This window comes from Barnesiella sp. ET7 (assembly GCF_024733785.1).
GTDB lineage: Bacteria > Bacteroidota > Bacteroidia > Bacteroidales > Barnesiellaceae > Barnesiella > Barnesiella merdigallinarum.
The window spans coordinates 41,741-67,238 of record NZ_JANRHM010000005.1; the positions used below are offsets into that span (position 1 = coordinate 41,741).

The 25,498-nt window shown below is 51.2% G+C and carries 24 protein-coding genes and 3 tRNA genes; 21 read left to right on the forward strand and 6 right to left on the reverse strand.

What is annotated here, in order from left to right; translation table 11 throughout:
- Positions 1-132: 132 nt before the first annotated feature.
- The 4 genes from NW211_RS04335 (at position 133) to NW211_RS04350 (ending at position 2,698) form a co-directional block, all read left to right on the forward strand.
- Entirely contained in the window at positions 133-648 is a 516-nt protein-coding gene (locus tag NW211_RS04335) for an OmpH family outer membrane protein (protein WP_087408309.1), read from the forward strand.
- A gap of 53 nt (positions 649-701) precedes the next feature.
- Positions 702-1,217, forward strand: coding sequence for an OmpH family outer membrane protein (locus tag NW211_RS04340; RefSeq protein ID WP_087408310.1), 516 nt, complete (start codon positions 702-704; stop codon positions 1,215-1,217).
- A 78-nt stretch (positions 1,218-1,295) separates the two neighbouring features.
- Complete coding sequence (murI, locus tag NW211_RS04345; protein WP_258327044.1) at positions 1,296-2,141, forward strand: glutamate racemase; 846 nt, start codon at positions 1,296-1,298, stop codon at positions 2,139-2,141.
- A 20-nt stretch (positions 2,142-2,161) separates the two neighbouring features.
- A complete protein-coding gene (locus NW211_RS04350; RefSeq protein WP_258327045.1) occupies positions 2,162-2,698 on the forward strand; it encodes a S4 domain-containing protein in 537 nt (178 codons plus the stop codon).
- 175 nt (positions 2,699-2,873) lie between these two features.
- Here NW211_RS04350 and NW211_RS04355 read toward each other — a convergent pair whose 3' ends face one another.
- From NW211_RS04355 to NW211_RS04365, 3 genes are all read right to left on the reverse strand, one after another.
- Positions 2,874-3,935, reverse strand: coding sequence for a YeiH family protein (locus NW211_RS04355; RefSeq protein WP_087408311.1), 1,062 nt, complete (start codon positions 3,933-3,935; stop codon positions 2,874-2,876).
- Positions 3,936-4,199: 264 nt separating this feature from the next.
- Positions 4,200-4,718, reverse strand: a complete 519-nt coding sequence (locus NW211_RS04360) for a gamma carbonic anhydrase family protein (RefSeq protein ID WP_087408312.1) — start codon at positions 4,716-4,718, stop codon at positions 4,200-4,202.
- Between the two features lie 29 nt (positions 4,719-4,747).
- A complete protein-coding gene (locus tag NW211_RS04365) occupies positions 4,748-6,526 on the reverse strand; it encodes an aminopeptidase P family protein (protein ID WP_258327046.1) in 1,779 nt (592 codons plus the stop codon).
- 338 nt (positions 6,527-6,864) lie between these two features.
- Here NW211_RS04365 and rpsU point away from each other — a divergent pair, with 338 nt between their 5' ends.
- From rpsU to NW211_RS04450, 17 genes are all read left to right on the forward strand, one after another.
- Entirely contained in the window at positions 6,865-7,056 is a 192-nt protein-coding gene (gene rpsU, locus NW211_RS04370) for a 30S ribosomal protein S21 (RefSeq protein ID WP_025279246.1), read from the forward strand.
- A 76-nt stretch (positions 7,057-7,132) separates the two neighbouring features.
- Positions 7,133-8,014, forward strand: a complete 882-nt coding sequence (locus NW211_RS04375) for a tyrosine-type recombinase/integrase (RefSeq protein ID WP_258327047.1) — start codon at positions 7,133-7,135, stop codon at positions 8,012-8,014.
- Positions 8,015-8,028: 14 nt separating this feature from the next.
- Complete coding sequence (hpf, locus tag NW211_RS04380; protein ID WP_087408316.1) at positions 8,029-8,331, forward strand: ribosome hibernation-promoting factor, HPF/YfiA family; 303 nt, start codon at positions 8,029-8,031, stop codon at positions 8,329-8,331.
- A 162-nt stretch (positions 8,332-8,493) separates the two neighbouring features.
- Positions 8,494-8,576 (forward strand) — tRNA-Tyr (locus NW211_RS04385).
- Between the two features lie 99 nt (positions 8,577-8,675).
- A tRNA-Thr gene (locus NW211_RS04390) sits at positions 8,676-8,750 on the forward strand.
- Between the two features lie 43 nt (positions 8,751-8,793).
- Positions 8,794-9,978 carry an elongation factor Tu gene (gene tuf / locus NW211_RS04395; protein WP_025279249.1) on the forward strand — a complete coding sequence of 395 codons (1,185 nt, stop codon included), beginning with the start codon at positions 8,794-8,796 and terminating at the stop codon, positions 9,976-9,978.
- Positions 9,979-10,042: 64 nt separating this feature from the next.
- Positions 10,043-10,115, forward strand: a tRNA-Trp gene (locus tag NW211_RS04400).
- A gap of 17 nt (positions 10,116-10,132) precedes the next feature.
- The gene (gene secE, locus NW211_RS04405; RefSeq protein WP_025279250.1) at positions 10,133-10,330 is read left to right on the forward strand and encodes a preprotein translocase subunit SecE; all 198 of its coding nucleotides are present in this window, start codon (positions 10,133-10,135) and stop codon (positions 10,328-10,330) included.
- A gap of 16 nt (positions 10,331-10,346) precedes the next feature.
- Positions 10,347-10,892: a transcription termination/antitermination protein NusG gene (nusG, locus tag NW211_RS04410; RefSeq protein ID WP_087408317.1), complete on the forward strand. Its 546-nt coding sequence runs from the start codon at positions 10,347-10,349 to the stop codon at positions 10,890-10,892.
- 61 nt (positions 10,893-10,953) lie between these two features.
- Positions 10,954-11,397: a 50S ribosomal protein L11 gene (gene rplK / locus NW211_RS04415; protein ID WP_087408318.1), complete on the forward strand. Its 444-nt coding sequence runs from the start codon at positions 10,954-10,956 to the stop codon at positions 11,395-11,397.
- A 15-nt stretch (positions 11,398-11,412) separates the two neighbouring features.
- A complete protein-coding gene (rplA, locus tag NW211_RS04420) occupies positions 11,413-12,111 on the forward strand; it encodes a 50S ribosomal protein L1 (RefSeq protein ID WP_087408319.1) in 699 nt (232 codons plus the stop codon).
- Between the two features lie 11 nt (positions 12,112-12,122).
- Positions 12,123-12,638, forward strand: a complete 516-nt coding sequence (gene rplJ, locus NW211_RS04425; protein ID WP_258327048.1) for a 50S ribosomal protein L10 — start codon at positions 12,123-12,125, stop codon at positions 12,636-12,638.
- 51 nt (positions 12,639-12,689) lie between these two features.
- Complete coding sequence (gene rplL / locus NW211_RS04430; protein ID WP_087408321.1) at positions 12,690-13,064, forward strand: 50S ribosomal protein L7/L12; 375 nt, start codon at positions 12,690-12,692, stop codon at positions 13,062-13,064.
- A 104-nt stretch (positions 13,065-13,168) separates the two neighbouring features.
- Positions 13,169-16,981 carry a DNA-directed RNA polymerase subunit beta gene (rpoB, locus tag NW211_RS04435; protein WP_087408322.1) on the forward strand — a complete coding sequence of 1,271 codons (3,813 nt, stop codon included), beginning with the start codon at positions 13,169-13,171 and terminating at the stop codon, positions 16,979-16,981.
- A gap of 73 nt (positions 16,982-17,054) precedes the next feature.
- The gene (rpoC, locus tag NW211_RS04440) at positions 17,055-21,329 is read left to right on the forward strand and encodes a DNA-directed RNA polymerase subunit beta' (protein WP_087408323.1); all 4,275 of its coding nucleotides are present in this window, start codon (positions 17,055-17,057) and stop codon (positions 21,327-21,329) included.
- 189 nt (positions 21,330-21,518) lie between these two features.
- Entirely contained in the window at positions 21,519-22,346 is an 828-nt protein-coding gene (locus NW211_RS04445) for a metallophosphoesterase (protein ID WP_087408483.1), read from the forward strand.
- Positions 22,327-22,980: a hypothetical protein gene (locus tag NW211_RS04450; RefSeq protein ID WP_258327049.1), complete on the forward strand. Its 654-nt coding sequence runs from the start codon at positions 22,327-22,329 to the stop codon at positions 22,978-22,980. Before NW211_RS04445 ends, NW211_RS04450 begins: the two co-directional genes overlap by 20 nt.
- Before the next feature lie 5 nt (positions 22,981-22,985).
- Here the strand turns inward: NW211_RS04450 and NW211_RS04455 are convergent, their stop codons facing one another.
- The 3 genes from NW211_RS04455 to NW211_RS04465 form a co-directional block, all read right to left on the reverse strand.
- On the reverse strand, positions 22,986-23,645 hold the full coding sequence (locus tag NW211_RS04455; RefSeq protein ID WP_258327050.1) for a metal ABC transporter ATP-binding protein: 660 nt from the start codon (positions 23,643-23,645) through the stop codon (positions 22,986-22,988).
- Positions 23,626-24,510, reverse strand: coding sequence for a metal ABC transporter solute-binding protein, Zn/Mn family (locus NW211_RS04460; RefSeq protein ID WP_087408326.1), 885 nt, complete (start codon positions 24,508-24,510; stop codon positions 23,626-23,628). Before NW211_RS04460 ends, NW211_RS04455 begins: the two co-directional genes overlap by 20 nt.
- Before the next feature lie 159 nt (positions 24,511-24,669).
- Positions 24,670-25,203 carry a GNAT family N-acetyltransferase gene (locus NW211_RS04465; protein WP_258327051.1) on the reverse strand — a complete coding sequence of 178 codons (534 nt, stop codon included), beginning with the start codon at positions 25,201-25,203 and terminating at the stop codon, positions 24,670-24,672.
- Positions 25,204-25,498 lie beyond the last annotated feature (295 nt).

Genomic DNA, 25,498 nt, shown 5'->3' on the forward strand with positions numbered 1-25,498 from the left:
TGTGTTAAATGCTCTAAAAGGATGGCGCGGTTTACCAGAATCGCGCTATCTTTATTTTTCGGAGACTGTGGTGATTGGTTCGGTCTCTCCCCGAGAACGTAGAAATGTATAACTAAAACCCTGAAATGTGATATGAAAAGAATAGTTCTTTTGGCGATCGCGGCGATAGCCTTTGCCGCTTCGTCGGTAGCCCAGAAATATGCGTTGATCGATATGGAGTATATTCTCAAGAACATACCTTCGTACGAGATGGCCAACGAGCAGTTGAACCAGGTGTCGCAACGCTGGCAAAAAGAGTGCGACGACAAGGCGGCCGAGGCCAAGACCATGTATCAGAACTACCAGTCGGACCTGGTGTTTCTGACCGAAGACATGAAGGTGAAACGCGAAGAGGAGATTCGCGACAAGGAGACCGAAGTGGTAGAGTTGCGTCGGAAATACTTCGGCCCCGAAGGCGAACTGTTCAAAAAACGCGAGAGTCTGATGAAACCTATCCAGGACGACATTTACAATGCCATCAAGAAAATTTCGGAGGAGAAAGGCTACTCGATGGTTATCGACCGAGCTTCGTCGCCCAATATCATTTTTGCTTCACCCAAGATAGATATTAGTAATGAAGTGCTCGCAAAGTTAGGATATTCAAAATAATTGCGTACTTTTGCACTGTTATTCGTAACTAACAATAAAAACAAAAATATAGTATGATCAAAAAACTTCTTTTTGCTGCTGTGTGCTTCTGCTCGCTGAGCTTCATGGCACAAGCGCAACAGGCCCTTAAATTCGGTACCGTAAATTCTCAGGAGATTTTCATGCTGATGCCCGAGAAAGCAACTGCCGAGAAGACTCTTCAAGATATTAACAAGAAGTATGAGGATGAATTCATGAAGATTCAGGAAGAGTTTACCAAGAAATATAAAGAGTATATGGCTTTGGGCGACACGATTCCCGAGACAATCCGTGCCCGTCGCATGCAAGAGGTTCAGGATTCTCAATCGCGTATCGAGAGCTTCCGCGAAATGGCCGCTCAAGATATCCAGAAACAACAGGAGGCCCTCTTCGCTCCTATCCAACAGAAACTGATGGACGCCATCAAGTCGGTAGGTGCCGAAGGCAAATACACCTATATCTTCGACTTGGCCTATCCTATTGTCATCTATCAGGGCGCACCCAGCGAAGATGTAACTCCGTTGGTAAAAGCCAAATTGGGCTTGAAATAATTATTCCCTCGTCGAGGGACTGTATAAAAGGGTGATAATGTAACTTATCATCCTTTTTCCATATATACGGGAACAGAGATGAATGTAAACAAAGAGCATACGACGATGGGCCCCATCGGGGTCTTCGACTCGGGTTACGGCGGCCTCACCATACTCGAGCAGGTGCGTCGGGGATTGCCCCAGTACGACTACCTATATCTGGGCGATAACGCCCGGGCGCCATACGGTACACGTTCGTTCGAGATTGTCTATGAGTTTACCAAGCAGGCGGTGCTGCACCTCTTCGATCAGGGGTGTTCGCTGGTGATACTGGCCTGCAATACGGCTTCGGCCAAGGCGCTGCGCAGCATTCAGCAGAACGATTTGCCTCGCATTGCTCCCGATCGTCGGGTGCTGGGGGTGATACGCCCCACCGTCGAGGCGCTGGCCGAGCTTACCCGCACCGGCCACATAGGTGTGTTGGCTACGCCGGGTACCATACAGTCGCGATCGTATGAGATGGAAATCAAGAAGATGTACCCCGGTTACGAGGTCTACGGACAGGCTTGCCCCATGTGGGTTCCGCTGGTCGAGAACAACGAGGCGCAGGGTCCCGGTGCCGATTACTTCGTGAAGAAGTACATCGACGAACTGCTGGCCCAGTCGCCCGCCATCGATACGGTGGTGCTGGGGTGCACCCACTATCCGTTGTTGCTCGATAAGATCAGGAGATATCTGCCCCCGTCGGTATCGGTGGTGGTACAGGGGCCGCTGGTAACCGACCGGTTGGCCGACTATCTGCACCGTCACCCCGAGATCGAAACCCGTTGCTCGAAGGGTGGCCACTGCCGCTACCTCACCACCGAGGCAACCGGCAAATTCTCCGAGGCGGCTACGCTCTTCCTTCACGAGCCGGTAGAGGCCGAACACATTGTATTGGGATAACTGAAAAATATTTTATGACTATGGCAAAGAAAGAGACTCTGCCGGGTATCCGGCTCAACAAATACATCAGCGACTCGGGCTTCTGCTCTCGCCGGGAGGCCGACAAACTCATTACCGACGAACGGGTCACCATCAACGGCCATCTGGCCACACTGGGCAGCCGGGTCGAAGAGGGCGACAAGGTGAAAATCGACGGCGAACCGCTGCACTACATCCCCATGGAACAGCGCGAGTACAAGTTGCGCCGTTACGGGGCTTCGTCGCGCCGCAACAGCTCGTTCGGGGCCGAGGCTGCCGAGGAGCGGTCGACCCACCGTCCGGCGCGCAATCGGGCTGCAGAGGGGCGCGAGAGCGATTCGCAAGGCGGGCGTCGCACCCGTCATGCCGCTCCGGCTGCTGCTCACGAGTCGGGCCGTCGCAGAGCACAACCGGCCAAACCTCGGGCCGAGCGTGTCGACAAGAAAGATGCTGCCGGGCGTAGTGCTTCGGCCGACCATACACGGGGCCGGGGCACAACCTCCAAGAACCGTCCCGACGAGAAACGCCGTCGGGGCTGATGGCCATGAGGCCGTGCCGGTTTCCGATGTGGAGAAGGGCGGCCCTTGAGCCCCCTTGTGCTGCGAAACGAACCTATACGACAATCCCCCTTGCCTGTGAGCTACATGCTTCCGGCAAGGGGGATTGTTTTTTTTATCTTGAGATCTCCTTTTCCTTGAGAAGAAAGTGGCTTGCTTAGACCAGCCATTTAACCAGCAGGTAACCACCGCCCACCAGCCAGATGAAGAGCCCGAAGGCCAAAATGAAAGGTTTGGCTCCTGCCTGTTTGAACTTGTCAATGCTGGTCTCGGCGCCCAGTGCCGTCATGGCCATGGTCAGCATGAAAGTATCGAGGTATTCGATGGCTCCGTTCAGGGGAATGTCTTTTACGGTCGGGGCATCGAAGAGGTACTGGAGCAAGGAATTCAGGCAGATGATGCCGATGAATCCGAAAGCAAACCAGGGAATGGTAATCTTGCTCTTGGCCACTGTGCCGTCGGCTGATACTTTTTTACGTCCGGCAAGGGCGAAGCTCATGATGACCAATACGGGGGCCAGGAGCATGACACGAATCATCTTGGTGATGGTGGCTGTACCGGCAATGCCCAGCGTATCGGTGGGGTCCATCGCATTGCCTGCACCGGCAACGTGGGCCACTTCGTGCAGGGTACTTCCCGTGTAGATGGCTACCTGGGTATCGGACAGACTGGAGAGCAGTCCTGAGCGGTACATGATGGGGTAGAGGAACATGGCAATGGTTCCGAAAATGACTACGGTAGACACGGCGATGGCGGTCTTATGGCCTTCGCACTTGATAACCGGCTCGGCACCGAGTACGGCAGCTGCACCACAGATGGCACTGCCGGTAGAGGTAATCAGGGCGGTGTCTTTGTCTATCTTCAGCAGCTTGCCCAGGAAGATGCCCAGGAAGATGGTGCCGCAAACGATGATGCTGTCTACCAGAATGGCCGGGAGACCTACGGCGGCCACATCGGTCAGCGTCAGGCGGAAACCGTAGAGTACGATACCGGCGCGCAGAATCTGTTTCGAACAGAATTTGATACCCGGCACCCAGGTCTCGGGCAGCCGGTTGCGCAAGCTGTTGGCGTAGAGCATGCCCAATACGATACCCACGATGAGCGGACTGAGCGAGAGATTTTTTATAAACTGGATCTCGGCGATGTAGAAAGCCGAAAACGAGAAGAGTACAATCAATAGAATACCATGAAGTACGTTTCCTTGTTTTTCGCTGATCATAACAGTTGAATATTAGAGTGTTTTGTTTTGTATTATTGACTTGAGCGGCGAAACAGACCGGGCCGTTTCCCGGGGAAAACACATTTACCCGTCGGGTGGTTTTCCGGTTTCGCGCTGCAAAGGTAGGTTTTTATTTCAAAAGTTATGATTTCTTTGTAGTTATAATCTATAACCAGAGGTTATGCCCCGCCTGCTCCCGGGTTAAACGCACCGAGGGGCTGCCCGCAAAGGCAGCCCCTCGGTGTATGGGTTGAAGGGTAGGGGTTACTCCTCTTCGTACCAGGTCGAGTACATCAGGTAGTTTTTGGCAATCTTCTGGTTGATTTCCTTCGACTGTTCGGGATCGACCATCTTGATGAATTTGGCCGGAGTCCCGCCCCAGAGTTCGCCCGGTTTGATAACCGTCTTGCTCAGCACTACTGCACCGGCAGCCACGATGGCGCCTTCGCCCACTACGGCATGGTCGAGCACGACCGAGCCCATGCCTATGAGGGCTCCGTTGTGTATGGTGGCTCCGTGTATGGTCACGTTGTGGCCTATCGACACGTCGTCGCCAATCTCGATTGTCGATTTTTCGTAGAGGGTATGCAGTACCGCACCGTCTTGAATGTTCACCCGGTTGCCGATGCGTATCGAGTTGACATCGCCCCGCAACACGGCTCCGAACCAGATGCTGCATTCGTCACCGATGACGGTATCGCCTATGAGTACGGCATTGTCGGCCAGGAAGCAGTTCTTGCCGACCTTGGGGGTAAAGCCCCGCACAGATTTTATAAGTGCCATATCGAATCTATTTTTTTAGTTTGTATCCGTTAGATAGATGTAGTCTTACGGTGCAACCATTGCTGTTCCTCCTCGTTGAGCATGGGGCTGAGGCGGTCGTATACCATTTCGTGGTAGTTGTTGAGCCATTCGATCTCCTTCTCGGTCATAATCGAGAGGTCGAGCGCCTCGGTGTCGAAGGGGAAGAGAGTGAGGGTCTCGAAGCGGTAGAACATGCCGAACTCGTTCTGGTAGTCGGGAATGGTGAGAATGAGGTTCTCGCAACGGATGCCATACTCGCCCGTGCGGTAGAGACCCGGTTCGTTCGAGGTAATCATGCCCGGCATGAGCGGGGTGGGGTTCTCTTCGAGGCGGATGTTTTGCGGTCCCTCGTGCACGTTGAGGAAGTGGCCCACGCCGTGGCCTGTGCCGTGCAGGTAGTTGAGGTGGTCGTCCCACAGGAAGTGACGGGCCAGAGCATCGAGCTGCGAGCCCCGGGTGCCTTGCGGGAAGTGGCAAGTGGCCAGTGCGATGTGCCCCTTCATTACCAGCGTGAAGTCGCGTTTCTGCCGCGGCGAGAGGTTGCCCAGCGAGATGGTGCGGGTGATGTCGGTCGTGCCGTCGAGGTATTGGGCACCCGAGTCGATGAGCAGGAATCCGCGGCGGGTAATGGTGGCGTTGCTCTCGGGGGTAGCCGTGTAGTGGACGATGGCGCCGTGCTCGTTGAAGCCGGCGATGGTGGCGAAGCTCTCGCCCACGTAGAGGTTCTGTTGCGAGCGGAACTCACGCAGTTTTTCGGCTACGGTAATCTCGGTCACTTTGCCGCTGTCGATATTCTGTTCGAGCCAGCGGAAGAAGCGAACCAGAGCTACACCGTCGCGAATCATGGCCTCGCGGGTGCCGGCCAGTTGAGTCTCGTTCTTGATGCTCTTGAGCAGGGCAATGGGCGATTGTCCCGACACGGAGGTGGCGTTGAGTTTATTTAATAAGGTATAGTTGATTTTGTTGGTGTCGACGAATACCTTTTTTTCGACCGGCAGAGAGCCCACGAAGTCGAAGATGCTGTCGTAGGGCATGATTTCGACGGCATTCTTTTTCAAGTATTGGCATACGGTGTCGCCAATCTTGTCCTGGTCGATGAAGAGGATGCGGCGGTCGTCGTCGATATAAGCGTAGCAAACCACCACGGGGTTGCACTCCACGTCGTTGCCGCGGATGTTGAAGGCCCAGGCAATCTCGTCGAGAGCAGCCAGCAGCAGCGCCTCGGCTCCGGCTTGGTGCACCTGCTCCATGATGCGGTTCATCTTGTCGGCCACCGACTCGCCGCTATATTTCTCCTCGTGGATGAATACCTCGTTTTTGGGAATCGAGGGACGCCCCTCCCAAATGGTGTCGAAGGGAGTGAAGTCGGAGACGAAGTGAAGTCCGTGACTCTCGAAGTTCTGTTTCATCTTGGCGGCTTGCGAAGCCCCGAACAGCGTACCGTCGATAGCTACGGTAGCCCCTTGCGGCAGAGTCTTCAAGAGCCATTGTTCGATGGTGGGCGTATCGGGTAACCCCTCTTTGAAGAGCTCGAAACCCGAGCCCTCGAGTTGTTGCGCTGCTTGCAGGAAGTAGCGAGAGTCGGTCCACAGTCCGGCCTGATTGGTGGTTACGACAGCGGTTCCGGCCGATCCGTTAAATCCTGAAATCCAGGTGCGTGCAGCCCAGTGACTGGCATAATACTCGCTTTGGTGCGGATCGGTCCCCGGTATGATAAACGCGGTAATACCGGCTTTGCCCATCTCTTCGCGCAGGGCTTTCAGTCGGGGTAATGTCGATTTGCTCATAATATCTCTTTTTTATATGTGTGTCTTGTCCCTATCCGAGCGGTAATTCCCGGCATCGGCCTGAGCGGAAATCGTTGTATCGAGCCCTTGCCGGTATTATCGTTGCCCGAAAGAAAAAAAATCATTTGCCTGTAAAGGTAGTCATATTTGAGAAAATACGAAGATAAAAGCGTGTGAAAATATTGGAACGAAGATGAATGTCTGGCGGCGCCCCTTTCTATAAATTTTATGGATAAGGTGTATTTTAGGGGTCGAAAGTTTTGCTAATCACAAAACAATCTATAATTTTGCACCGCAATTGTTCAAAAGGAAATAAATAAACTAATATCTAAATAATTATGATTATAGTTCCAGTAAAAGAAGGCGAAAACATCGAAAAGGCTTTGAAGAAATTCAAACGGAAATTTGAAAAAACAGGTGTAATAAAAGAATTGCGTAACCGTCAGGCATTTGAAAAACCGTCGGTAACGAACCGTAAAAAGATGATGCGGGCTATCTACATCCAGAAGCTCCACCAGAACGAAGAGTAATTTTTTTATTGCCGGCAGGTATTGGATTTTTCAATAATTTCCCTTATATTCGTAGCGTAAGTAAAAGCTACGAGTTATGCTGGTCGAATCGTTTTTAAGATATATCCGGTATGAGAAGAATCTTTCTACTCATACCGTATTGTCATATAAAAACGATTTGTTTCAGTTTAAAGCGTTCCTTGAAACCCTCGAGCCCGGGTGTGAGCTGCAACAGGTTACCCCCGAGCAGGTGAGGGAGTGGATAGCCTCGTTGTCTGAGGATGGGCTTACGGCTCGCAGTATCTCGCGCAAGGTCTCCTCGCTTCGGGCGTTCTATCGTTATCTGGTAAGTCAGTCGGTTGTGGCGGGCAGTCCGGTAAACGATGTACGGGTACCCAAGGTGAGGAAGAAATTGCCGGTCTATTTGCGGCGCGATACCATGGACGAGTTGCTCGACGACGTGTCGTATGGCGATGACCTGGAAGGCGTGCGCAACAAGTTGATCATCGAGATGTTCTATAATACCGGCATCCGTCGGGCCGAGCTGATAGGCTTGAAAGACGAGGATGTGCGCGAAGGAGAGATAAAAGTGACCGGTAAACGCAACAAGCAGCGGTTGGTCCCTTACGGAGCCGAGTTGGCCGAACTGATAGCCGACTACCGTCGGATGCGTAGCGAAGCCGGGTTGGGCGATGCCGAATACTTCTTTATAAGGAAGAACGGAGAGCCCCTCTATCCGCAACTGGTCTATCGGGTGGTGAAACAAGCCTTGTCGCAGGTGTGCACCCTCGAGAAGCGAAGTCCGCACGTACTGCGTCATACCTTTGCCTCGGTCATGCTCAACAACGGAGCCGGGCTCAACAGTGTCAAGGAACTGCTCGGGCACCATTCATTAGCTTCAACCGAAGTATATACACATATCACGTTTGAAGAACTGAAACAAAGTTATAACCAGGCTTTCCCCCAAAGAAAGCCATAAAAAAAGGAGGTAATATGGAAATCCGTATTCAAGCTATTCATTTCGACGCATCGGAGAAGTTGGAAAAATTCATTCAGAAAAAAGTTTCCAAACTCGAACAATATTACGATGGCATCATTGCCGTAGAAGTTTCATTGAAGGTGGTAAAGCCCGAGACTGCGCAAAATAAAGAAGCGGGCATAAAAGTATTTGTGCCTCGCAACGAGTCGGTATTTTCGAGCAAAGTGGCTGATTCTTTTGAAGAAGCGGTCGATGTTGCTATCGAAGCTCTCATCAAGCAACTCGTGAAGTTGAAAGAAAAGATGAGGGAAAAATAAAAAAAAAGCTCCGATATTTTTGTAGTTTAAAAATTATGCCTAAATTTGCACCCGTTTCTCACCGATATGAGCTGTGAAGAGCGGGTGCAAAATTGTCCCGAACGAAGAGCGGAGTGAGATGAGAGGGCGGCGGCTCTCGATGAAAAACGAAAAGACTGAAAGGGGCAAATACCAGAGTGGCCAAATGGGGCAGACTGTAAATCTGCTGGCTTACGCCTTCGGTGGTTCGAATCCATCTTTGCCCACAAGAAAGAGGCGAAAACGGTACGATGAAAAGCCGTCGGTTCTCCGGGTCGAATCTCCCACAGGTGTTGAAGTCGATCTTTCACTCGAAAAGAAATATTGCCAATGTAGCTCAGGGGTAGAGCACTTCCTTGGTAAGGAAGAGGTCACGGGTTCAAATCCCGTCATCGGCTCCAAGTTTTTAGAACGCTAATCAATTTTATAAAAAAATACAAAACTATGGCAAAAGAACAGTTTCAACGTACCAAACCCCACGTAAACATTGGTACTATTGGTCACGTAGACCACGGTAAAACGACCTTGACCGCTGCCATTACGATGGTACTCGCTAAGAAGGGTCTTTCTGAAATGCGCTCGTTCGACTCGATCGATAACGCACCTGAGGAAAAAGAGCGTGGTATTACGATTAATACTTCGCACGTAGAATATGAAACTGCAAACCGCCACTATGCACACGTTGACTGCCCGGGTCACGCCGACTATGTAAAGAACATGGTAACCGGTGCTGCTCAGATGGATGGTGCAATTATCGTGGTTGCAGCTACCGACGGTCCTATGCCCCAAACTCGTGAGCACATCCTGTTGGCTCGTCAGGTAAACGTTCCCCGTATCGTTGTATTCCTGAACAAATGTGATATGGTTGACGACGAAGAGATGCTCGAACTCGTTGAAATGGAGATGAGAGAGTTGCTCAACGCCTATGAATATGATGGTGACAACACACCTATCATTCGTGGTTCTGCCCTCGGTGCCTTGAACGGTGAACCCAAATGGGAAGAGAAAATCATGGAGTTGATGGATGCCGTAGATACTTGGATTCCTCTGCCTCCGCGTGATGTTGATAAACCCTTCTTGATGCCTGTTGAGGACGTATTCTCGATTACTGGTCGTGGTACTGTTGCTACGGGTCGTATCGAGGCCGGTCGCGTAAAAGTTGGCGACGAGGTACAAATCCTGGGCTTGGGTGCCGACAAGAAATCGGTTGTAACCGGTGTTGAGATGTTCCGTAAGATCCTCGACGAAGGTGAGGCTGGTGATAACGTAGGTCTGTTGCTCCGTGGTATCGACAAGAACGAAATCAAACGTGGTATGGTAATCTGCCACCCGGGACAAGTAAAACCCCACTCGGAATTCAAGGCTCAAGTTTATATCTTGAAGAAAGAAGAAGGTGGTCGTCACACTCCGTTCCACAACCACTACCGTCCTCAATTCTACATCCGTACGCTTGACGTAACGGGCGAAATCACTCTCCCCGAAGGTGTAGAAATGGTAATGCCTGGTGACCACGTAACTATCAACGTGAAACTCATCACTCCGGTTGCTTGCGACAAAGGTCTGCGTTTCGCAATCCGTGAAGGTGGCCGTACGGTAGGTTCGGGTCAAATCACCGAAATCTTGGACTAATCGCATAGCGAATTAGCTTAGATAAAATTACAAAAATCAGCCCTCATTGCGGGGCTGATTTTATACGGGTCTAGCTCAGTTGGTAGAGCACTGGTCTCCAAAACCAGGTGTCGGGAGTTCGAGTCTCTCGACCCGTGCAAAACTGAATGAAACAATGAAGAAATTGAAAATACTTGCCGATATCCAGGATTCTTACAATGAACTGGTTCATAAAGTATCTTGGCCGACCAAATCGGAGTTGGCAAATAGCGCTGTAGTGGTTATGTTCGCTTCCCTTATTATCGCTATAGTGATATTTGCAATGGATCAATGTATTGACAAAATCATGCACCTTATTTACGGAGGTTTTTAATTAGGGAGGTAAATCAATGTCTGAAGAAAAAAAAGGCTGGTACGTTCTGCGTGCCATTAGCGGAAAAGAGAGCAAGGTCAAAGAAGTTCTTGATGCCGAAATCAAGAATACTGATCTTGGCAATTACGTATTTCAGGTCTTGATACCTACCGAAAAAGTCTACACCGTACGTAACGGCAAAAAAGTGGTAAAGGAGAAAAACCTTTACTCGGGTTATGTTTTTGTGGAAGCCATCTTAGTAGGCGAGGTTATTCACCACCTGCGCAACACCACCAACGTCATCGATTTCCTGGGTGGAAAATCCAATCAACCGGAGCCCCTGCGGCCTTCGGAAGTTAATCGTATGTTGGGGGCAGTAGACGAGATGCAAGAGGTGGGCGACGAGCCCGCCGTTGTATATCACGTAGGCGAAACGGTAAAAGTAAACTATGGCCCCTTCAACGGCTTTAGCGGAATTATCGAAGAGGTGAACAACGAGAAGAAGAAGCTGAAGGTGATGGTGAAGATCTTTGGTCGCAAGACTCCGTTGGAACTGGAAAATTCGCAAGTAGAGCGGGAGTAATACAAGAGGTTACGCGCTTGTATGAATCCTCGGTATTTTAATAATATCAAAATTAAAAACAATGGCTAAAGAAATTGCTGGACAAATCAAATTACAGATTAAAGGTGGTGCAGCAAACCCCTCTCCTCCCGTAGGACCTGCTCTGGGTTCCAAGGGTATCAACATCATGGAGTTTTGCAAGCAATTCAATGCCCGTACCCAAGACAAGGCCGGTAAGATTTTGCCGGTTGTCATCACCTATTACAGCGACAAGTCGTTCGACTTTGTTGTAAAGACGCCTCCCGTTGCCATCCAGGTACTGGAAGCTGCCAAAGTAAAAGGTGGTTCGGCCGAGCCCAATCGTAAGAAAGTGGGTGAGATCACTTGGGATCAGGTAAAAGCAATCGCCGAGGACAAAATGGTTGACTTGAACTGTTTTACCGTAGAATCGGCCATGCGCATGGTTGCTGGTACAGCTAGAAGTATGGGTATCACCGTAAAAGGGGAATTCCCGGTAAATAACTAATAAACTTCAATTGAAATGGGTAAACTGACAAAAAATCAAAAGTTAGCTTTAGCAAAGATTGAAGCAGGGAAGGCCTACTCACTCAGCGAGGCATCTCAGTTGGTGAAGGATGTAACCTTTACCAAATTCGACGCATCGCTTGATATTGATGTACGCTTGGGTGTTGACCCTCGTAAAGCCAATCAAATGGTACGTGGCGTCGTTTCGTTGCCTCACGGAACCGGTAAGCAAGTGCGTGTATTGGTGCTCTGTACGCCCGATGCCGAGACTGCAGCCAAAGAGGCTGGTGCCGACTACGTAGGATTGGACGAGTATATCGAGAAAATCAAAGGCGGTTGGACCGATATCGACGTAATCATTACGATGCCTGCTATCATGGGTAAAATCGGTGCTCTGGGACGTATCCTCGGCCCTCGTGGTCTGATGCCTAACCCCAAGAGCGGTACGGTAACTACCGATGTGGCTAAAGCTGTAAAAGAAGTAAAACAAGGTAAGATCGACTTCAAAGTCGACAAGAATGGTATAGTACATGCCTCCATAGGTAAGATTTCGTTTGCTGCCGACCAGATTCGCGACAATGCACGTGAGTTTGTTTCGACCCTGATCAAACTGAAACCGACTGCTGCTAAGGGTGCTTATATCAAGAGTATTTATCTTTCGAGTACAATGAGCCCGGGTATCAAGATTGATCCCAAATCAGTTGACGAGAACTAAAACATGGAATTATGAGAAAGGAAGATAAAGGCACTATTATTGCACAAATAGCAGATACTGTAAAGGAGTATAGCTGCTTCTACCTCGCCGAAACCGCTACGTTGAACGCCGAGAAAACGAGCAATCTGCGTCGCGCTTGTTTCAAGGAAGGTATCAAAATGTTGGTTGTAAAGAACGCCCTGCTGCACAAGGCTCTCGAAGGTCTCGATGCCGACTACTCGCCTCTGTATGGCGCTTTGAAGGGTTCTACAACGATGTTCTTCTCGAATGTGGGTAACGCTCCGGCCAAACTGATCAAGGAGTTCAGAAAAACCTCTGAAGACCTCGTATTGAAAGCCGCCTATGTAGAAGAAAGTTTCTATATCGGCGCCGATCAGTTGGATACGCTGGTTGCCATCAAGAGCAAAAACGAACTTATTGCTGACGTTATCGCCCTCTTGCAGTCTCCTGCCAAGAATGTGGTATCGGCTCTTCAGTCAAGCGGTTCGACTATTCATGGAGTATTGCAGACTCTATCAGAAAGATAACTTTTTATACACAAACATTATTACGAATAATAACATTTAATTCATACAAAAATGGCAGATTTGAAAGCTTTTGCAGAACAATTAGTTAACTTGACCGTAAAGGAAGTAAACGAACTTGCTCAAATTTTGAAAGACGAATATGGTATTGAACCTGCTGCTGCAGCTGTTGCTGTTGCTGCTGCTCCCGCTGCCGGCGGAGCTGCTGCTGAAGAAAAAACATCGTTCGATGTTGTTCTGAAAGCTCCGGGTGCAAACAAACTGGCTATCGTTAAATTGGTGAAAGAACTCACCGGACTTGGCTTGAAAGAAGCTAAAGACCTCGTAGACGGTGCTCCCAACAACGTAAAAGAAGGTCTTGCTAAAGCTGATGCTGAAGCTCTGAAAAAACAACTCGAAGACGCTGGAGCAGAAGTTGAACTTAAATAATATATCTGGTAATCAGATAGGTTGGTTAAGAATCATCTTAGTCGGTGATTCTTAACCTTTTTGTGTATATATTTTTAATTAAGTTCACTTAATCCATTCTATAAATGTCTTCTACAATAGGTAAACCACGCGTAAATTTCGCTTCAATCAAAAATCCGCTTCCTTATCCGGATTTCCTTGAAGTTCAGTTGAAGTCGTTTCAAGACTTTTTGCAACTCGACACTCCGCCTGAAAAGAGAAAAAACGAAGGTCTTTTCAAGGTCTTTGCCGAGAACTTTCCCATTGCTGATACGCGCAACAACTTTGTCCTCGAATTCCTGGACTATTATATCGACCCGCCCAGATACACCATCGAAGAGTGTCTCGAGAGAGGGTTGACATACAGCGTACCTTTAAAGGCTAAACTGAAACTATACTGCACCGACCCCGATCACGAGGATTTCGCTACGGTAATACAAGACGTTTATTTGGGCCCCATCCCTTACATGACGGCTAAGGGTACCTTTGTCATCAACGGTGCCGAGCGGGTAGTGGTATCGCAGTTACACCGTTCTCCGGGTGTCTTCTTCGGACAAAGTACGCATGCCAACGGTACCAAACTTTATTCGGCTCGTATCATTCCGTTCAGAGGATCGTGGATTGAGTTTGCCACCGACATCAACAACGTGATGTATGCCTATATCGACCGGAAGAAAAAATTGCCCGTGACCACGCTGCTGCGTGCCATCGGCTTCGAGACCGATAAGGACATTCTCGAAATCTTCGGTCTGGCAGAAGACCTCAAAGTCTCCAAGACCAACCTGAAAAAAGCCATCGGTCGCCGCTTGGCCGGTAACGTGGTGAAGTCGTGGGTCGAAGACTTTGTCGACGAGGATACGGGCGAGGTTGTTTCTATCGAACGTACCGAAATCGTGATTCCTCGTGAAACCGTCCTGGAAGAGTCGCACATCGCCGACATTCTCGAGTCGGGGGTTCAAAACATCCTTCTCCACAAGGAAGGCGGGAATACCTCGGACTACTCGATTATCTTCAACACCCTCCAGAAAGACTCCAGTAACTCGGAGAAGGAGGCCGTGCTCTATATATATCGTCAGTTGCGTAACGCCGAGCCGGCCGACGAAGCCAGCGCTCGTGAGGTGATAACCAACCTCTTCTTCTCGGAAAAGCGTTACGACCTGGGCGAAGTAGGACGTTACAGAATAAACAAGAAATTAAACCTCTCCACCTCGCCCGACGTGAAGGTGCTCACCAAAGAGGATATTATCGAGATCATCAAATACCTTATCGAGCTTATCAACTCGAAGACCGATGTCGACGATATCGACCACTTGAGCAACCGTCGTGTGCGTACTGTGGGAGAGCAATTATACAACCAGTTCGGTGTCGGGTTGGCCCGTATGGCCCGTACCATCCGCGAGCGTATGAATGTGCGCGACAACGAGGTATTCACCCCCATCGACCTGATCAACGCCAAGACGATTTCGTCGGTAATCAATACCTTCTTCGGTACCAACGCCCTGTCGCAGTTCATGGACCAGACCAACCCGTTGGCCGAGATTACCCACAAGCGCCGTATGTCGGCCCTGGGCCCCGGCGGTCTGTCGCGTGAGCGTGCCGGTTTCGAGGTGCGCGACGTGCACTATACCCACTATGGCCGTCTGTGTCCTATCGAGACGCCTGAGGGTCCTAACATCGGTCTGATTTCGTCGTTGTGCGTATATGCCAAAATCAACGATTTGGGCTTCATCGAGACTCCGTATCGCAAGGTGAAAGACGGCAAGGTAGATTTGTCGCCCGAAGGTGTCGTATACCTGACTGCCGAAGTGGAAGAGGGTCAGATTATTGCCCAGGGTAATGCCCCGTTGAACGACGACGGTACCTTTATCCGCAATCGGGTAAAAGCTCGTTTGGGTGCCGACTTCCCCATTGTATCGCCCGACCAGGTGAACCTGATGGATGTGTCGCCTACGCAGATTGCTTCGATTGCCGCATCGCTCATCCCCTTCCTCGAGCACGACGATGCCAACCGTGCGTTGATGGGATCGAACATGATGCGCCAGGCCGTACCTCTGTTGCGCTCCGAGGCTCCTATCGTAGGAACCGGCATCGAGGGCCAGTTGATACGCGACTCGCGTACTCAGATTATGGCCGAAGGCGAAGGTGTAGTCGAGTTTGTCGATGCTACGGTTATCCGCATCCGTTACGACCGCACCGAAGACGAAGAGTTTGTAAGTTTCGAAGATGCCGTTAAAGAATACAAGTTACCCAAATTCCGCAAGACCAACCAGAGCACCACGATCGACCTGCGTCCTATCTGCCACAAAGGCGACCGTGTGAAAGCCGGCGATATTCTCACCGAGGGTTATTCGACCGAAAACGGTGAGTTGGCTCTGGGCCGCAACCTCAAGGTGGCCTTCATGCCTTGGAAGGGTTACAACTACGAGGATGCCATCGTGCTGAACGAACGTATGGTTCGCGAAGATATCCTCACCTCGGTTCACGTCGACGAGTATTCGCTCGAGGTACGTGAGACCAAGCGCGGTATGGAAGAACTTACTTCCGATATTCCCAACGTGAGCGAGGATGCTACCAAAGATCTCGACGAGCGTGGTATTATCCGGGTAGGTGCCCAGGTGAACCCCGGCGATATTATGATCGGTAAGATTACGCCCAAGGGCGAGTCCGATCCTTCGCCCGAAGAGAAACTGTTGCGTGCCATCTTCGGCGACAAGGCCGGCGACGTGAAGGATGCTTCGTTGAAAGCTACCCCCTCGCTGAAAGGTGTCGTTATCGGTACCAACCTCTTCTCGCGCGCCATCAAGAAGAAAAAATCGAAACTCAGCGACAAAGCCATCTTGCCCAAACTCGACGAAGAGTATGAAGAGAAGATGAACGGCTTGAAGTCGATACTTATCGACAAGCTGCTCGTGCTCACACAAGGCAAGGTTTCGCAGGGTGTGAAAGACTTTATGGGTACCGACATCGTGCCCAAGGGTACCAAGTTTACCCAGGCTGTTCTCAGCAAAATCGACTACACCTCGGTACAGGTGAGCAAGTGGACGACCGATGCCGCCAAGAACGACTTGATTCGTGCCACCATCATCAACTACCTGAAGAAGTACAAGGAGTACGATGCCGAATTGCGTCGTAAGAAATTCGACATCTCGATCGGCGACGAGCTCCCCTCGGGTATCGTGCAAATGGCCAAGGTATACATCGCCAAGAAACGTAAGATCAGCGTGGGCGACAAGATGGCCGGTCGTCACGGAAACAAAGGTATCGTGTCGCGTATCGTGCGTCAGGAAGATATGCCGTTCCTGGCCGACGGTACTCCCGTCGACATCGTGCTGAACCCGCTGGGTGTGCCTTCGCGTATGAACTTGGGACAGATTTTCGAAACCGTTCTGGGTTGGGCCGGTGCCGAGCTGGGCGAGAAATTCGCTACGCCTATCTTCGACGGTGCCAGCCTCGACGACCTCAACGCCTGGACCGACAAGGCCGGTCTGCCTCGCTACGGTAAGACCTACCTCTACGATGGTGGTACCGGCGAACGCTTCGACCAACCGGCTACGGTAGGTGTCATTTACATGCTGAAACTGGGCCACATGGTCGAAGACAAGATGCACGCCCGTTCCATCGGTCCGTACTCACTCATTACGCAACAGCCGTTGGGTGGTAAGGCACAGTTCGGTGGTCAGCGTTTCGGTGAGATGGAGGTTTGGGCACTCGAAGCCTTCGGTGCCGCTCACGTGCTGCAAGAGATCTTGACCATCAAGTCGGACGATGTGGTAGGACGTTCGAAAGCCTACGAGGCTATCGTCAAAGGCGAGCCCATGCCTACGCCCGGTATCCCCGAGTCGCTGAATGTGCTCTTGCACGAATTGCGAGGCCTCGGTCTTAGTGTCAACTTAGAATAAAATAAAATCCAAACGGTCGGGCCGTCGCCCTGTGCGGCGGCCGGGCCAATAACTCTTTATACATTAAACATTTATGGCTTTTAGAAAAGATAACAAAATAAAGAGTAACTTTTCGAAGATTTCGATTGGTTTGGCTTCGCCCGAGGAGATTTTGGAGAACTCGAGCGGCGAGGTGCTGAAACCCGAAACCATCAACTACCGTACCTACAAACCCGAGCGCGACGGTCTGTTCTGCGAGCGCATCTTCGGTCCGGTAAAGGACTATGAGTGCCACTGCGGAAAATATAAACGCATCCGTTACAAGGGTATTGTCTGCGACCGATGCGGTGTCGAGGTGACCGAGAAGAAGGTGCGCCGCGAACGTATGGGTCACATCCAGTTGGTTGTGCCTGTGGCCCACATCTGGTATTTCCGTTCGCTGCCCAACAAGATTGGGTACCTGCTGGGATTGCCCAGCAAAAAACTCGACGCCGTTATCTACTACGAGCGTTACATCGTTATACAACCGGGTCCTCAAACCGACCTGGCCACTTACGACCTCCTTTCTGAAGAGGAGTATCTGAACATCATGGATTCGCTCCCCCGCGAAAACCAGATGCTCGAAGATACCGACCCCAACAAGTTCATCGCCAAGATGGGTGCCGAGGCCATCTACGACCTGCTGTGCCGTCTCGACCTCGACGAACTCTCTTACGAGCTGCGTCACCGCGCCAGCACCGACGGCTCTCAACAACGCAAGACCGAGGCTTTGAAACGCCTGCAGGTCGTTGAGTCGTTCCGTGCTTCGAAGGGCCGCAACCGTCCCGAGTGGATGATCTTGAAGGTAATCCCCGTGATTCCCCCCGAACTGCGTCCGTTGGTTCCCCTCGATGGTGGACGTTTTGCCACCAGCGACCTCAACGACCTCTATCGCCGGGTTATCATCCGCAACAACCGTCTGAAACGATTGATGGAAATCAAGGCTCCCGAGGTGATTCTGCGCAACGAAAAACGTATGTTGCAAGAGGCTGTCGACTCGCTGCTCGACAACTCGCGCAAGTCGAGCGCCGTCAAGACCGAGGCCAACCGTCCGTTGAAATCGCTCTCCGACAGTTTGAAAGGTAAACAAGGTCGTTTCCGTCAGAACCTGCTCGGTAAACGTGTCGACTACTCGGCCCGTTCGGTTATCGTCGTAGGTCCTGAGCTGAAGATGCACGAATGCGGTCTGCCCAAAAACATGGCAGCCGAACTTTATAAACCCTTTATCATCCGCAAGCTCATCGAGCGCGGTATCGTCAAGACCGTGAAATCGGCCAAGAAGATCGTGGATCGCAAGGAGCCCGTCGTATGGGATATTCTCGAACACGTGATGAAGGGACACCCCGTGCTGCTGAACCGTGCCCCGACATTGCACCGTCTGGGTATCCAGGCTTTCCAACCCAAGATGATCGAGGGTAAGGCTATCCAACTGCACCCGCTGGCATGTACGGCATTCAACGCCGACTTCGATGGTGACCAGATGGCCGTGCACTTGCCTCTGGGCAACGAGGCTATCCTTGAGGCTCAACTGCTCATGTTGGGTGCGCACAACATTCTCAACCCGGCCAACGGTGCACCTATCACCGTGCCTTCGCAAGACATGGTTCTGGGTCTGTACTACATTACCAAACTGCGTCCCGGTTCGCTGGGCGAGGGGCTGAAGTTCTATGGCCCCGAAGAGGCCGAGATTGCCTACAACGAAGGTAAGGTTTCGTTGCACGCTCCCGTATCGGTAGTGGTGAAAGATGTCGACAAAGACGGCAACATCATCGAGCACATGGTCGAGAATACTTCGGTAGGCCGTGTACTGGTGAACCAATACGTACCTCAGGAAATCGGCTATGTAAACGAGATTCTTTCGAAGAAGTCGTTGCGCGACATCATCGGTAAGGTAATCAAGGTTTGCGGTGTGACCCGTTCGGCACAGTTCCTCGACGACATCAAGAATCTGGGTTACTACATGGCCTTCAAGGGCGGTCTGTCGTTCAACCTGGGCGACGTGCTCGTTCCGCCTGAAAAGGAGACTTTGGTAGCCGAAGGTAATGCCGAGGTTGAGCAGATTATGAACAACTACAACATGGGTTTCATTACCTACAACGAGCGTTACAACCAGATTATCGATACGTGGACACACGTCAACTCGCGTCTGTCCGACATCCTGATGAAACAGCTTTCGGCCGACAACCAGGGATTCAACTCGGTATTCATGATGCTCGACTCGGGAGCCCGTGGTTCTAAGGACCAGATTCGTCAGCTCTCCGGTATGCGTGGTCTGATGGCCAAGCCGCAGAAGTCGGGTGCCGAGGGTGGTCAAATCATCGAGAACCCTATCTTGGCCAACTTCAAGGAGGGTCTGTCGGTGCTGGAGTACTTCATCTCTACGCACGGTGCTCGTAAGGGTCTTGCCGATACCGCCTTGAAAACAGCCGACGCCGGTTACCTGACCCGTCGTCTGGTCGACGTAGCCCACGATGTGATTATTCACGAGGAGGACTGCGGAACCCTGCGCGGATTGGTTTGCACCGAAATCAAGAACAACGAAGAGGTAGTAGCCTCGCTGGGCGAAAGAATCCTGGGCCGTGTATCGGTTCACGATGTAGTGAACCCCCTCACCAACGAGATTCTGGTTCACGCCGGCGAAGAAATAACCGAGGCTATTGCCCAGAAGATAGAAGAGTCGCCTATCGAGCAAGTCGAGATTCGTTCGGTGCTCACCTGCGAATCGAAGAAAGGCGTCTGCGCCAAGTGCTACGGCCGCAACCTGGCCAACAACCGCATGGTTCAGAAAGGCGAGGCTGTGGGTGTGATTGCTGCACAGTCTATCGGCGAGCCGGGTACACAGCTGACACTGCGTACATTCCACGTCGGTGGTATCGCCTCGAATATCGCTGCCGTATCGAGCGTAAACTCGCGTTACGACGGTATCCTCGAAATCGAAGAGCTTCGTACCGTAGAGAGCGTATCGGATAGCGGCACGAAGGTACAGATTGTCGTAGGTCGTCTGGCCGAAATGCGTATTATCGATCCGCACACCAAGATGGTGCTGATGACGGCCAACATTCCTTACGGTTCGAAGTTGTACTTCAACAACGGCGATACCGTGAAGAAGGGCGACATGATTTGCGAATGGGACCCCTTCAACGCCGTTATCGTTTCGGAGGTTGGCGGTAAAGTCAAATTCGAAGCCGTTGAAGATGGTGTTACCTATCGTGTAGAATCGGACGAACAGTCGGGTTTGAAAGAGAAGATTATCATCGAGTCGAAAGACCGTACCCGTGTACCGTCGGCTCAGATTCTCGATGAGAACGGACAGGTAATCAAAACTTACGCTCTGCCTGTGGGTGCTCACCTGATGATCGAGGATGGCGATACGATTAAGACCGGTGAGGTATTCGTGAAGATACCGCGTGCCGTAGGTAAGGCCGGTGATATCACGGGTGGTCTGCCTCGTGTAACCGAGTTGTTCGAGGCCCGTAACCCGTCCAACCCTGCTGTCGTTTCGGAAATCGACGGCGAGGTTATCTTCGGTAAAGTGAAACGTGGTAACCGTGAAATCTCGGTGGTATCGAAGACCGGCGAGACGAAGAAATATCTGGTACCGCTGTCGAAGCAGATTCTGGTTCAGGAGAACGACTATGTACGTGCCGGTACGCCCCTCTCCGATGGTGCCGTTACGCCCTCCGACATCCTGGCTATCAAAGGCCCCACGGCTGTACAGGAATATATCGTGAACGAGGTTCAGGACGTATACCGCATGCAGGGTGTGAAGATCAACGACAAGCACTTCGAGGTAATCGTTCGCCAGATGATGCGCAAGGTACAGATTCTCGACCCGGGAGATACCCGCTTCCTCGAACAGCAGATTGTCGACAAACGCGATTTCATGGACGAGAACGACCGTATCTGGGGCAAGAAAGTGGTTACCGATCCGGGCGACTCGCAAACGCTCAAGGCCGGTCAGATTGTAACGGCCCGCAAGCTGCGCGACGAAAACTCGGCGCTGAAACGCAAAGACCTCAAGCTCATCCAGGTGCGCGATGCTATCCCCGCAACCTCCGAGCAGATTCTGCAAGGTATCACCCGTGCCGCTCTGCAAACGTCGAGCTTCATGTCGGCCGCTTCGTTCCAGGAGACGACCAAGGTGCTCAACGAGGCTGCCATCAACGGCAAGGTCGATACGCTCGAGGGTATGAAGGAGAACGTCATCTGCGGTCACCTCATCCCGGCCGGTACCGGTCAACGCGAGTTCGACAAGCTCATCGTAGGTTCCAAAGAGGAATTCGACCGTGTGTTTGCCAACCGCAAGAACGTAACCGACTTCTCCAACTGATAACGAGCTGAACATTATAGCATAAAGGGAGCGACTCCATACACGGGTCGCTCCCTTTTTTTATGCCCGGCAGCAACAGCCCGAGTTGTTGCATGCTGTTGGAGGTGGGTTGGTTGATAGTTCGGCAATCTTGTCCTATTTAGAAGCCGGCTCTTGCCGGTGGCGTAAAAAGATATACCTTTGGCCCGTATGAGGATAGTGTATTTACCGAAGAATAGATGCCGGAATGTAGTCTGGTTGCTTCTGCTGCTGACGATTACGTCGTGTAACTTGTTGGAGAGCAGTCCGTACGATGCCCGGGTAACGGGCGACACCGGCATCAATGCCCGCAATGTGGCCCGTATCGAGAAGGCTCTGGACGGAAAGAGCAGTTTCAGGTTTGCGTTTATCAGCGATACTCAGCGATGGTACGACGAGACCGAGGCTTTTGTCGCGCATCTCAACAGTCGCGACGATGTCGACTTTGTGCTGCATGGAGGAGATGTCTCCGACTTCGGGGTTACTGAGGAGTTTCTGTGGCAGCGCGACATACTCAATGAACTGAAGGTTCCCTATGTGGTGCTGTTGGGCAATCACGACGTGTTGGGCAACGGAGTGCAGGTGTATCGTAGGGTCTTCGGGGAGGAGAATTTCTCCTTTATGGCCGGCGATGTGAAATTTATCTGCCTCAACACCAACGCCCTGGAGTTCGATTATTCCAACCCGATACCCGATTTCTCCTTTATCAAGGCCCAGCTCAAGGATGATAATCCGGCATATCGTCGCACGATTTATGCCATGCACGTGGCGCCGGGCGACGAGCAGTTCAATAATAATGTAGCCGATGTCTTTCATCTCTATGTGAAGTTGTCGCCCGGGATTCTGTGCGGCCTGTACGGGCATGGGCATACGTTTGCCGAAGCCGATAAGTTTGGCGACGGTATAATCTACTACGAAACGCCCTGTATCGGGAAGCGTTTCTACCTGATGTTTACGATAAACGCGGAGGGATACAGTTATGAACCGGTCTATTTTTAACCGATTGATGGTGACTTTGTCGCTTCTGTGCGTATGGATGTCGGCTCATGGTGAGACTCCGACCGAGCTACCTGCATACGATTATCGGGTAGAACAGTATCGGTCGGGATGGAATCGTCTGGTGCCTCGGTATGTCAAGTTGCAGACTGGAGGCCTGATGGGGGCCGTTTCGGTGGGTACGGGCTGGAATTATGGGCGCGATCACTGGGAGACCGATTTCATACTGGGGCTGATACCCAAGTTCAGCGACGACCATGCACGTGTCTCTCTCACGCTCAAACAGAATTATTATCCGTGGAAAGTGCAGTTGGGCAACTCGCCTTTTACCTTCGAGCCGTTGTCGTGCAGCTTTTTCGTCAATGTGATTATGGACCGGGATTACTGGGTGAGTCAGCTCGACAAGTATCCCAATGGTTACTATTGGTTCTCGACCCGTGTACGAATGAATTTGGGGTTGGGGCAGCGGTGGACTCTGCGTATTCCTGAACCCCGCCGCAAGTTTCATCGCTCGGTTTCGTTTTATTACGAGTTCAGTACATGCGATATGTATGTAACCAGTGCCATAACCAACCGCTACATCTCTTTTTGGGACATATTGCGCCTCTCGTTGGGTGTTAAGTTTCAGATTCTGTGACTCCACTATCGGTCGCCCAGCGTGTGGTCGATATAGAGGTTGCGGTTCGACAGGGTGATGAAGGGTTCGATTTCGTGCGAAACCATCATGATGGTGGTACCCCGGCTCGAGAGTTCACGCAGAATTTCGACCATGCGCACTTCGAACTGGCGGTCGATATACGACGAGGGTTCGTCGAGAATCAGCATCTCGGGGTGCGAGATGAGTGCCCGGCCAAACAAGGTGCGTTGCAACTGTCCACCCGAGAGTACACCGATGGTTTTCTCGCGCAGGGCCGTTATCCCCATGAGGTCGAGCATGTGGTCTATTTCGCGCCGCTCGACCGACTTGGGGCGTTTGGTATTCTTGCCCATCAGCCCCGAGGCTACAACCTCTTCTACGGTGATGGGGAACCGGCTGTCGATGCTGTTTTTCTGGGGCAGATACCCGATGTCGAGCGAGGGGACCTGTCGGCCTCCTTCGAAGAAGTAGATAGCTCCCTGTGTAGGTTTCTGCAAACCAAGTATGGTGCGCAGCAACGAGGTCTTGCCACCGCCGTTCGGTCCCGAAACCAGCAGGAAGTCGCCCCGGAAGATGTCGAGGTTGATGTCTTCGAGCACACTCTTGTCGCCATACGAGAGCCACAGGTTCTCGATGGCTATGATTTTATTCTCCAGCAATGGCATTGGTGATGTTTAAAAGTTCTTCACTCCAGTTATAGCTGAGCGGGTTGATGGAAACCACTTTCGCACCAATCTCTTGAGCAAACGATTCGGCCTGTTTGGCGTCGAATTCCTGTTGGATGAAGATTACCTTCACGTGATTCTCTTTAGCCACGTCGATTGCTTTTTTCAGATAGAAAGCCGAGGGCTCCTTGCCATTGTATTCGAGGCTGAGCTGGTGCAGATTGTAGTCTTTGGCCAGGTAGCTGAGCGAGGGGTGATAGATGGCAAACATGGTTCCGCTTACGGGTGTCAGTTTGCGGGTCATCACCGAGTCGACCTGGTTTATCTCGGCCAGCAGGGCTTCGTAGTTCTGGCGGTATACCTTCTCTCCGCTGGGGTCGAGGCTCACAAAGGCGTCGTACATGTTTTTGGCGATGATACGAGCATTCTTGGGCGAGCTCCAGGTATGAGGGTCGGCATCGAAGTGGTGATGGTGATTGTCACTGTCGTTGTCGCTGTGCTCGTGAGTGCCCGAGAGAATGTTGATACCCTCGGAGTTGTCGAAGATTTTCATGTGCGGATTGTTCTGTTCCAACTTGTCCATCCAGGCCAGTTCAAATCCGATGTGCCCGATTTTGAAGTAGGCAATGCTCTTGCCCAGATGCACGAGGTGCGAAGGCGAAGGGTCGTAAGCCTCGGGATTGCTGCCCGGAGGCACGATGCAGTTGATGTCGAAACGATCGCCTGCGATCTTCTCGGCAAAGTACTTCTGAGGTTGTATGGTTACAGTGACAATCTTTTGTTCTTTGTTTCCGGTCGAGCACGATACGGCTATGAGTGTGAGCAGTATACATGCACAATATTTCAAAAATGAATGTTTCTTCATAATAAAGTCTTTTGCCTCACGGCACATTTTTGTACAAAAATAGTATAATATCATTAAGATTCCTTCTTTTCGTTGCTATTTAATATGTTAAATTCGGCTTTTAACATTTTGCCAATCAGTCGGTCAGCTACGGCTTGTAGGTTGCAGGCGGTTCCGGCTTCACTCTACGCCGTAGACTCGGTTGTGAATGCGGGTCACTACCGCGTCGAAAACGTGGTCGAGGTCGATTGCTCCATACGACATGAGGTAAAGTTCCAGCGAATGACGGTCGGGCGAGTAGGGGGGCTGGGTATAGGGTCTCGTGGAGAGAACGAAGCCCAACCGCTGGTAGAATGCGATACGTCGTCGACTCAGGTCATCTTCGGGTTTCTCGACTTCGAGCACGGCGGGTTTCCCGAGCTGTTCCAGCAGAGCAGTCATGGCTGCGGCACCATAGCCGGCACCCCGGCATCGGCTGTCGATGGCGAAGTGCTCCATATAGGTAAAGTCGCTCCAGGACCAATAGGAGATGAATCCGATGGGATGCTCCTCGTCAGACAGCAGCGCAATGGCAAAGTCGTCGTTCTCTCGCAACAGACGCACGACCTCGTCGAAGTCTCTCCGCTCGTCTGGAGGGAAAGACTCGGTATAAATATGCTCGATAAAGTCGAGAGCCGAATCGTTATCGGCACGGACTGGTGAGATTCGTATCATAGTAGGTTGGGGTTATAAGTGGATACAAATATAATAGATTTAAAGGAATCTTTAAAAAAAATAGAACTATAAAGTTTCTCGAACCCGTCTCGACAGGCGTTTAAATGGGATAATCGGTGTATGTAACGAAATAGAAAACAGTCTGTATTTTTGCCACTTAATAATCCCCTGTAGAGGCTGTTTGGTAAATGAAAATTGGAGAAATAGTTTCAAATTGTAACTTTTTTGGAGCCGATGTATCGGTCAAAAATCTTTAATACGGAATACTTCCTGCAAAATTAACAGGATAGATAAT

Excerpts from the sequence above, each read along its gene's own strand:
- NW211_RS04335 (WP_087408309.1), top strand. The coding sequence starts at position 133 with ATGAAAAGAATAGTTCTTTTGGCGATCGCGGCGATAGCCTTTGCCGCT.
- NW211_RS04340 (WP_087408310.1), top strand. The coding sequence starts at position 702 with ATGATCAAAAAACTTCTTTTTGCTGCTGTGTGCTTCTGCTCGCTGAGC.
- murI (WP_258327044.1), top strand. The coding sequence starts at position 1,296 with ATGAATGTAAACAAAGAGCATACGACGATGGGCCCCATCGGGGTCTTC.
- NW211_RS04350 (WP_258327045.1), top strand. The coding sequence starts at position 2,162 with ATGGCAAAGAAAGAGACTCTGCCGGGTATCCGGCTCAACAAATACATC.
- NW211_RS04355 (WP_087408311.1), bottom strand. The coding sequence starts at position 3,935 with ATGATCAGCGAAAAACAAGGAAACGTACTTCATGGTATTCTATTGATT.
- NW211_RS04360 (WP_087408312.1), bottom strand. The coding sequence starts at position 4,718 with ATGGCACTTATAAAATCTGTGCGGGGCTTTACCCCCAAGGTCGGCAAG.
- NW211_RS04365 (WP_258327046.1), bottom strand. The coding sequence starts at position 6,526 with ATGAGCAAATCGACATTACCCCGACTGAAAGCCCTGCGCGAAGAGATG.
- rpsU (WP_025279246.1), top strand. The coding sequence starts at position 6,865 with ATGATTATAGTTCCAGTAAAAGAAGGCGAAAACATCGAAAAGGCTTTG.
- NW211_RS04375 (WP_258327047.1), top strand. The coding sequence starts at position 7,133 with ATGCTGGTCGAATCGTTTTTAAGATATATCCGGTATGAGAAGAATCTT.
- hpf (WP_087408316.1), top strand. The coding sequence starts at position 8,029 with ATGGAAATCCGTATTCAAGCTATTCATTTCGACGCATCGGAGAAGTTG.
- tuf (WP_025279249.1), top strand. The coding sequence starts at position 8,794 with ATGGCAAAAGAACAGTTTCAACGTACCAAACCCCACGTAAACATTGGT.
- secE (WP_025279250.1), top strand. The coding sequence starts at position 10,133 with ATGAAGAAATTGAAAATACTTGCCGATATCCAGGATTCTTACAATGAA.
- nusG (WP_087408317.1), top strand. The coding sequence starts at position 10,347 with ATGTCTGAAGAAAAAAAAGGCTGGTACGTTCTGCGTGCCATTAGCGGA.
- rplK (WP_087408318.1), top strand. The coding sequence starts at position 10,954 with ATGGCTAAAGAAATTGCTGGACAAATCAAATTACAGATTAAAGGTGGT.
- rplA (WP_087408319.1), top strand. The coding sequence starts at position 11,413 with ATGGGTAAACTGACAAAAAATCAAAAGTTAGCTTTAGCAAAGATTGAA.
- rplJ (WP_258327048.1), top strand. The coding sequence starts at position 12,123 with ATGAGAAAGGAAGATAAAGGCACTATTATTGCACAAATAGCAGATACT.
- rplL (WP_087408321.1), top strand. The coding sequence starts at position 12,690 with ATGGCAGATTTGAAAGCTTTTGCAGAACAATTAGTTAACTTGACCGTA.
- rpoB (WP_087408322.1), top strand. The coding sequence starts at position 13,169 with ATGTCTTCTACAATAGGTAAACCACGCGTAAATTTCGCTTCAATCAAA.
- rpoC (WP_087408323.1), top strand. The coding sequence starts at position 17,055 with ATGGCTTTTAGAAAAGATAACAAAATAAAGAGTAACTTTTCGAAGATT.
- NW211_RS04445 (WP_087408483.1), top strand. The coding sequence starts at position 21,519 with ATGAGGATAGTGTATTTACCGAAGAATAGATGCCGGAATGTAGTCTGG.
- NW211_RS04450 (WP_258327049.1), top strand. The coding sequence starts at position 22,327 with ATGAACCGGTCTATTTTTAACCGATTGATGGTGACTTTGTCGCTTCTG.
- NW211_RS04455 (WP_258327050.1), bottom strand. The coding sequence starts at position 23,645 with ATGCCATTGCTGGAGAATAAAATCATAGCCATCGAGAACCTGTGGCTC.
- NW211_RS04460 (WP_087408326.1), bottom strand. The coding sequence starts at position 24,510 with ATGAAGAAACATTCATTTTTGAAATATTGTGCATGTATACTGCTCACA.
- NW211_RS04465 (WP_258327051.1), bottom strand. The coding sequence starts at position 25,203 with ATGATACGAATCTCACCAGTCCGTGCCGATAACGATTCGGCTCTCGAC.